Genomic DNA, 6,716 nt, shown 5'->3' with positions numbered 1-6,716 from the left:
GGGGCCTGACCGACCTCAACGAACTTTGGATACACGGCGACTGATCCGTAGCCCCCTTCTCCGGCACATACTTGCCTGGATCGTGCTGGGCTGGCTGACGTGCGGGCTGCCGGCCCTCGCCGTGGCGGCCGCGCAGCCGCTGCCGGATTCACCTCTCCGGTTTGGCTCCAAGCGCTTTACCGAGTCATACGTCCTGGGCGAAGTCCTGACGCAGCGCGCTGCGCCGCTCGGGCCCGCCGAACATGTGCCGGGCCTGGGCAACACCGCCATCGTGTTCGCCGCGCTCAAGAACGGCAGCATCGACGCCTACCCTGATTACCTCGGCACCATCGCCGCCGAGATCCTCCACCTTCCCGCCGCGCAGGCCGCCAACCCGGACCAGGCCGCGCTGCTGGCCGAGGTGAACCGTGTGCTCGCGCCGATGGGGCTGGCGGCCGGCGTGCCGTTCGGCTTTGAAGACACGTACGCGCTCGCCATGCGCGAGGCCGATGCCGAGCGCGAGCACATCCGCACACTGGCCGACCTGGCCGCGCACCCGGCACTGCGGCTGGGCCTGTCGCACGAGTTCCTCGGCCGCGCGGATGGCTGGCCGGCGGTGGCCGCGCGCTACCAACTGCAGCAACAGCCGACCGGCCTCGACCACGGCGTCGCCTACGACGCGCTGCGCGCCGGCCAGACCGATGTCATCGACATCTACTCCACCGATGCCAAGATCGCCCGCGAACACCTGCGCGTGCTCGACGACACCGCACACGTCTTCCCGCGCTATGACGCGGTGGTGCTGTACCGGCTCGACGTACCGCAGCGGCACCCCGCGCAATGGCAGGCCATCACCGCGCTCGCTGGCCGCATCCACCGCGACGACATGGTGGCGATGAACGCGGCGGTGGAGCTGGAGGGTCAGACCTTCGCGCGCGTCGCCCAGCAGTTCCTGGCCGGGCATGGCAAGGCATCCGCAGCCGATTCGCCCTCGCGCGCGTTCTTCAATCGATTGACCGACGGCCTGTGGCGCCTGACGCAGCAACACCTGGCGCTGGTGGGCATCTCGACCGGCGTGGCCGTGCTGCTGGGCATGCCGCTGGGCCTGCTGGCGGCGCGGCGGCGGGTCAAGCAACCGATCCTGGCGGTGGTGGGCGTGCTGCAGACGATCCCATCGCTGGCGCTGCTGGCGATGTTGATTCCGCTGGTCGGGTCGATCGGTGTGGTGCCGGCGTTGATCGCGCTGGCGCTGTACGCGCTGTTGCCGATCGTGCGCAACACCATCGTCGGCCTGGAGCAGGTGCCCGACGGCCTGCGCGATGCGGCGCTGGCACTCGGCTTCACGCCGTGGCAACGCACGCGCGTGGTCGACCTGCCGCTGGCGCTGCCCGTGATCCTGGCCGGCATCAAGACCGCCGCCGTGATCAGCGTGGGCACGGCGACCATCGCCGCATTCATCGGCGCGGGCGGCTATGGCGAGCGCATCGCCACCGGGCTGGCGTTGAACGACAGCGCCACGCTGCTGGCCGGCGCCATTCCCGCCGCCGTGCTGGCGCTGCTGGTGCAAGGCGCATTCGAGGTGGTGGAGGCGTGGTTGCGACGGCACGGCGCCGGCACCCCGCCGCGCTAGTCCGCGCCCTCACCAGCGCCGGCGTAGCGCTTCCATTACCATGCGCGATTCATTTGCCCGTTGCGCCACCCACCGCGCCCCCAAGAACGCACCATGACCACGCTCCCCTTCTCCACTGCCTTGCTCGTCGCAGCGGCCGGCGTCTATGCCGGCGCGCAGAATGCCCTGGCCGGCGGCGGGTCGTTCATCACCTTTCCGGCGCTGCTGCTGGCGGGGCTCAATCCGCTGGCGGCCAACATGACCTCGACGATCGCGCTGTTCCCCAGCCAGATCACCTCGTCGATTGCGGGGCGCAAGCTGGCGGGTGGGGTCGATGCGGGCAAGCATCATCTGTCGCTCAAGCAGCTGATCGTCGTCAGCCTGATCGGCGGTGTGCTGGGGGCGCTGTTGCTGCTGGCAACGCCGCCGTCGTTCTTTGCGCGGCTGGTGCCGTATCTGGTGTTGTTTGCGACCAGCGTATTTGCGTGGGGGAGCTTTCGGCGCAAGCCGCTGCATGCGGCGGCGGGCATGTCGACCACGACGCTGACGGCGATTCAATTTGGTATCGCCATCTATGGTGGCTACTTTGGCGGCGGGATCGGGTTTCTGATGCTTGCGGCGCTGACTGTCGCGGGGCAGCAGGTGCGCATGGCGGGGGCGACCAAGAACGTGCTCGCCATGACGATGAATGCATCCGCCGTGGCGGTGTTTGCGTTCTCGCCGCAGGTGAACTGGGCGGCCGTGGTGGCGCTAGGCATCGGCGGCATCGCGGGCGGGTTTGCTGGGGCCTGGCTGCTGCGTCGGCTGCCGGAAAAGGTGCTGCGCGGCTTCGTCGTCATCGTCGGGATCATCCTGACGGTCTGGCTGTTCATGCGCGCTTGAACGCTGCATCCCGCGTTGTCTTGACAGCGTTTGTCCGACAGGCGGTTCAGTCAACGCCGACTGTCTGCCGGGTGGCCGCTTTCCTATTGTGACGTTAGGGATGCACGTCGTGGCACGCGGCATGCGTGCCATGAAGCCGCCCCCCGTTTCGCAACAAGGAGAACGAGCATGCAAGCACGCAAGATGTCGAGTCTGGCCGCCGCGATCGCCGTGGCCGCCTGTGCGTGGATCGGCGCGGCGCCCGCGCAGGCCCAGCAGAAGGACCACAGCGCAGTGACGGGCGTCGATAGCCCAATGGAGGGCCCGCGCACCCAGGTTCAGCGCAACGCCGATGCTGCCGCCAACCCCGGCTATCACAACAAGGCCACTGGTGCGCAACCGAAAGCGACGCCCGGCACGCTCAAGCAGAAAGTCCATCGTGCGCATGTGAAGACCGACAAGTGGGTCGACAAGCACGTCACGCACCGCCATGGCAGGGGCATGGCGACGGCGGAATCGTCGTCGGACCGCGCCTTCTGGTCGCGCCGCGCCAACCAGTGCGATTCGCTGGCGGGTGAAGCCCAGCGCGTCTGCCGCGAACGCCGCTCCGACGCCACGGGCAGCATGCAGTAACGGCATCCGCTGTCAAGTCCTGCCATAGGTTGACACTGTGCTCAGTCTCCGAGCGCCCGATGCACCGCATCGGGCGTTTTGTATTTCAAGGCCAGATGAGGCCGTTCGTGGTTGTAGATATGCACGGCCTGCGCCACCATGCGTGCGGCCTGCTCTAGGTCGGCGGGGCGCTTGAGCAGCAACTCCCCTTTGAGGATGCCGTTGACCCGTTCGGCCAGGGCATTCTGGTAGCAGTCGTAGCCATCGGTCATGGAGCACGTGATGCCGTGCCGCTGATGGATGCGCTGGTACTCGGCTGAACAGTATTGGATGCCCCGATCCGAGTGATGAACCAGAGGCTGTCGCGTATGGCGCGTCTTCAGCGCCATCTTCAACGCCTGGGCGACCGACTCGGCATGCAGGCTGTCATGCACGCGGTAGCCCACGATCTTGCGCGAGTAGGCGTCAGTCACCAGACTCAGGTACGCACAGCGCTGGGCGGTCGGCAGATAGGTAATGTCGGCCACCCAGACCTGCTCCGGCCCGGTGGGGATGACCTGGTTCGGGCCGTCCTTGAGCAGATTGGGATGGCGCCGGAAGCGATGATGACTGTGTGTGGTCTTGTGATACGCCCGCTGCGGCACGACCAGCAGCCGGGCTGCACGCAGGATATCGAACAGGCGATCCCGGCCAACCTGGATGCCTGCCTCGGCCAGCGGCGTGCGCAGCACGTGCTGGAGCTTGCGCGTACCCAAGCGCGGCTGGCGCAGCCGTAAGTGGTTGACCAACGCACAGACCTTGGCCTCACGCGCGATTTGCCGTGTCTCGCTTTGCTGGCGTTTGTAGTACGCTTGGCGGCTGATGCCAATGTAGCGGCAGGCCCTGCCCACACTCAGCCCTTGGACGAGCTTTTGCGTGAGGACCTGCCCGAAGGCTTTTTTACGACGCGCGCCCCATGCTCTTTCTGGATCACGTCGATCACCGCCTCGAACAGGCGTGCCTTCTCTTGGGCCTCCCGCAACTGCACTTCCAATTCCTTGATGCGCTGCTCAGGCGTGAGCGGCTTGCGCTGGCTGGTTTGATTTCCCATCGTGGTTTTGGCCGCCGCCGAGGCGCTCCAGTCCTGTCGTCCGTGCTTGCGCAACCATACCAGCACCGTCGAGCGACCCTGAATGCCATAGCGTCGCTGCGCCTCTTTGTAGGTCAGCTCGCCTTTTTCCACCTGCTCAACCACTGCCAACTTAAAAGCCAGCGTGTAGTCCCTCTGCGTTCGCTTCTTCTGCCCGTCCATCTTGACCCTCACTCCCTGGCGGGGAAAAAGTGTCAACCTTATTCAGGACGGGTCACGGCCATGAAAAAAGCCCGACGGCAAACCACCGGCGGGCTTTTTATCGGACACATGCGACGCTTAACGCGACGGGTTCAACGTCAGGTTCATGTGACGGTTCACATCCTTGTACAGCAGGTAACGGAAGCGGCCAGGGCCACCCGAATAGCAGGCCTGCGGGCAGAACGCGCGCAGCCACATGAAGTCGCCGGCTTCCACTTCGACCCAGTCCTGATTGAGGCGATAGACTGCCTTGCCTTCGAGCACGTACAGGCCGTGTTCCATCACGTGGGTTTCGGCAAACGGGATCACGCCGCCCGGCTCGAACGTGACGATGTTGACGTGCATGTCGTGGCGCATATCGCTCATGTCGACAAAGCGTGTCGTCACCCATGCGCCGTTGGTGCCCGGCATCGGGATCGGCTCGACGTCCTGTTCGTTGGTCACGAAGGCTTCCGGCAGGGGAATGCCCTCGACGACCTGGTAGTGCTTGCGGATCCAGTGGAAGCGCACCGCAGCATCGCTGACGTTATGTAGCGTCCAGTCAACGCCCGGCGGAATGAAGGCGTAGCCGCCCGGCGTGAGCGTGTACTTCTTGCCCTGCAGCGTCAGCTCCGCTTCGCCTTCCACGACGAACAGCACGGCTTCGGCGTTCTTGTCTTGCTCGGGCTTGTCGCTGCCGCCGCCCGGGTTCACTTCAACGATGTACTGCGAGAAGGTCTCGGCAAAGCCCGAGAGCGGGCGGGCGATCACCCACAGGCGCGTCTGGGTCCAGAACGGCAGCCAGCTTGTGACGATGTCGCGCATCACCCCCTTGGGGATCACCGCGTACGCCTCGGTGAACATCGCGCGATCGGTTAGCAGATCCGTCTGCGGCGGATGGCCGCCATGCGGCGCGTAATACGTGGTCTTAGACATGTTGCATTCAGGCAATGGGTTGGTCCGGCCCCGGGCGCAAACAACAACAGGCGGTTCGTACGCGGGCGGCGTTGACGATAGCGAAGTCGCCCACAATCGACCAATTAAATGTTGCGATGCCTTCCATTCGATTTGCCACTACTGCGCCAGCATCAGATCGAGGTTCTGCACCGCCGCGCCCGAGGCGCCCTTGCCGAGGTTGTCGAACACCGCCGTGAGCAAGACCTGACCGTGGTCGTTGGCGAACACGCCCAGGCGCATGTCGTTGGTGCCGTTGAGCGCTTGCGGATCGAGATACGGCAAGGCGGACGGTGCCTGCAGCGGCATCACGTCCACATGCGGCGCGCCAGCGTAGTGGTCTGCCAGACATGCATGCAGCGCAGTCGCATCAACGCCGGCGTTGAGCAGACGCAGCTCCAGCGGCACCGTCAGCACAATGCCCTGGCGATACGCGCCGTAGGCCGGGACGAACATCGGCCGCTGCGTGAGCCCGGCGTGCAGTTGGATCTCCGGCGTGTGCTTGTGCGCCAAACCCAGCCCGTACACCTGGAACGGCAGCGCGTTTGCTGCCTCCTGCCCCTCGTAGGTTTCCACTGCGCCACGGCCACCGCCCGAATAGCCGGATACGGCATGAATGCTGATCGGGTAATCCGCCGGCACGAGGCCCGCCTGCACGAGCGGACGCAGCAGCCCGATCGCGCCGGTCGGGTAGCAGCCCGGGTTGGTCACGCGCGACGCCGCCGCAACGCGATCGGCCTGCCCCTCGCTCATCTCCGGAAAGCCGTACACCCAGCCCGGCGTGGTGCGATGCGCGGAGCTGGCGTCGATCACGCGCACGCGCGGGTTGACGATGGCTGCGACCGCATCGCGCGCGGCCGCATCGGGCAGGCACAGGATGGCGATATCGCAGGCGTTGATCGCCTCGGCACGGCGTTGCCCGTCTTTGCGGGCGTCGGCGGGAAGCGTCAGCAGTTTCAGGTCCTGCCGCTCGACACGGCCGCGCAGCCGCTCGTGAATCTGCAGGCCGGTGGTGCCTTGGTCGCCGTCGATGAAGACGAGGGGCGTGGACATGGCGGGGCGCTCCCAGGGAAAGAAGTTGGTGATGAATGCGAGCCCCCATCTTCGAGCGCGACCTAGAATATGAAAAGTTGAATTTCCCAACCCTCACATTCAGCTTTTCTGAATCATGCGAGAGATCAGCCTGGACCGCCTGCGCACCCTCGTCGAAGTCGCCGGCCGCGGATCGTTTGCCGACGCGGCGCGGGCCCTGCATCTGGCAGCGCCCACCGTGAGCCTGCATATCGCCGAGCTGGAAGATCGCGTGGGCGCGCAACTTCTGTCACGCAAGCGCGGGCAGGTGCAGCCCACCGCCATTGGCGAGGTGATGGTGGAGCGCGCGCGCAAGCTGCT

The 6,716-nt window shown here is 65.9% G+C and carries 6 protein-coding genes and 1 pseudogene; 4 read left to right on the top strand and 3 right to left on the bottom strand.

The features are described from left to right. The first annotated feature begins 25 nt into the window (after window positions 1–25). The 3 genes from QZ609_RS23030 to QZ609_RS23020 all read left to right on the top strand — a co-directional run bounded on the left by QZ609_RS23030 (window position 26) and on the right by QZ609_RS23020 (window position 3,082). Window positions 26–1,609, top strand: a complete 1,584-nt coding sequence (locus tag QZ609_RS23030; RefSeq protein ID WP_295499851.1) for a glycine betaine ABC transporter substrate-binding protein — start codon at window positions 26–28, stop codon at window positions 1,607–1,609. A 93-nt stretch (window positions 1,610–1,702) separates the two neighbouring features. Beyond that, the gene (locus QZ609_RS23025) at window positions 1,703–2,470 is read left to right on the top strand and encodes a sulfite exporter TauE/SafE family protein (protein ID WP_295499850.1); all 768 of its coding nucleotides are present in this window, start codon (window positions 1,703–1,705) and stop codon (window positions 2,468–2,470) included. 168 nt (window positions 2,471–2,638) lie between these two features. Beyond that, entirely contained in the window at window positions 2,639–3,082 is a 444-nt protein-coding gene (locus tag QZ609_RS23020; protein ID WP_012436291.1) for a hypothetical protein, read from the top strand. Window positions 3,083–3,135: 53 nt separating this feature from the next. On the opposite strand, the pseudogene QZ609_RS23015 reads toward QZ609_RS23020, so the two are convergent. The 3 genes and pseudogenes from QZ609_RS23015 to argC form a co-directional block, all read right to left on the bottom strand. Further along, a pseudogene (locus QZ609_RS23015) lies at window positions 3,136–4,352 on the bottom strand (IS3 family transposase); the annotation flags it as partial. A gap of 117 nt (window positions 4,353–4,469) precedes the next feature. Next, on the bottom strand, window positions 4,470–5,306 hold the full coding sequence (locus QZ609_RS23010) for a bifunctional allantoicase/(S)-ureidoglycine aminohydrolase (RefSeq protein WP_004628432.1): 837 nt from the start codon (window positions 5,304–5,306) through the stop codon (window positions 4,470–4,472). Window positions 5,307–5,444: 138 nt separating this feature from the next. Continuing rightward, on the bottom strand, window positions 5,445–6,377 hold the full coding sequence (gene argC / locus QZ609_RS23005; protein WP_012436793.1) for an N-acetyl-gamma-glutamyl-phosphate reductase: 933 nt from the start codon (window positions 6,375–6,377) through the stop codon (window positions 5,445–5,447). A 115-nt stretch (window positions 6,378–6,492) separates the two neighbouring features. Here argC and QZ609_RS23000 point away from each other — a divergent pair. Next, window positions 6,493–6,716, top strand: a 224-nt coding sequence (locus QZ609_RS23000) for a LysR family transcriptional regulator (protein WP_295499845.1), incomplete at its 3' end; no start/stop codon positions are given.

It is taken from the genome of uncultured Ralstonia sp., assembly GCA_913056305.1.
Lineage (GTDB): Bacteria > Pseudomonadota > Gammaproteobacteria > Burkholderiales > Burkholderiaceae > Ralstonia.
The sequence above is the reverse complement of the archived record's forward strand: the minus strand, read 5'-3'. Positions and strand labels throughout refer to the sequence as shown.

Excerpts from the sequence above, each read along its gene's own strand:
- QZ609_RS23025 (WP_295499850.1), top strand. The coding sequence starts at position 1,703 with ATGACCACGCTCCCCTTCTCCACTGCCTTGCTCGTCGCAGCGGCCGGC.
- QZ609_RS23020 (WP_012436291.1), top strand. The coding sequence starts at position 2,639 with ATGCAAGCACGCAAGATGTCGAGTCTGGCCGCCGCGATCGCCGTGGCC.
- QZ609_RS23010 (WP_004628432.1), bottom strand. The coding sequence starts at position 5,306 with ATGTCTAAGACCACGTATTACGCGCCGCATGGCGGCCATCCGCCGCAG.
- argC (WP_012436793.1), bottom strand. The coding sequence starts at position 6,377 with ATGTCCACGCCCCTCGTCTTCATCGACGGCGACCAAGGCACCACCGGC.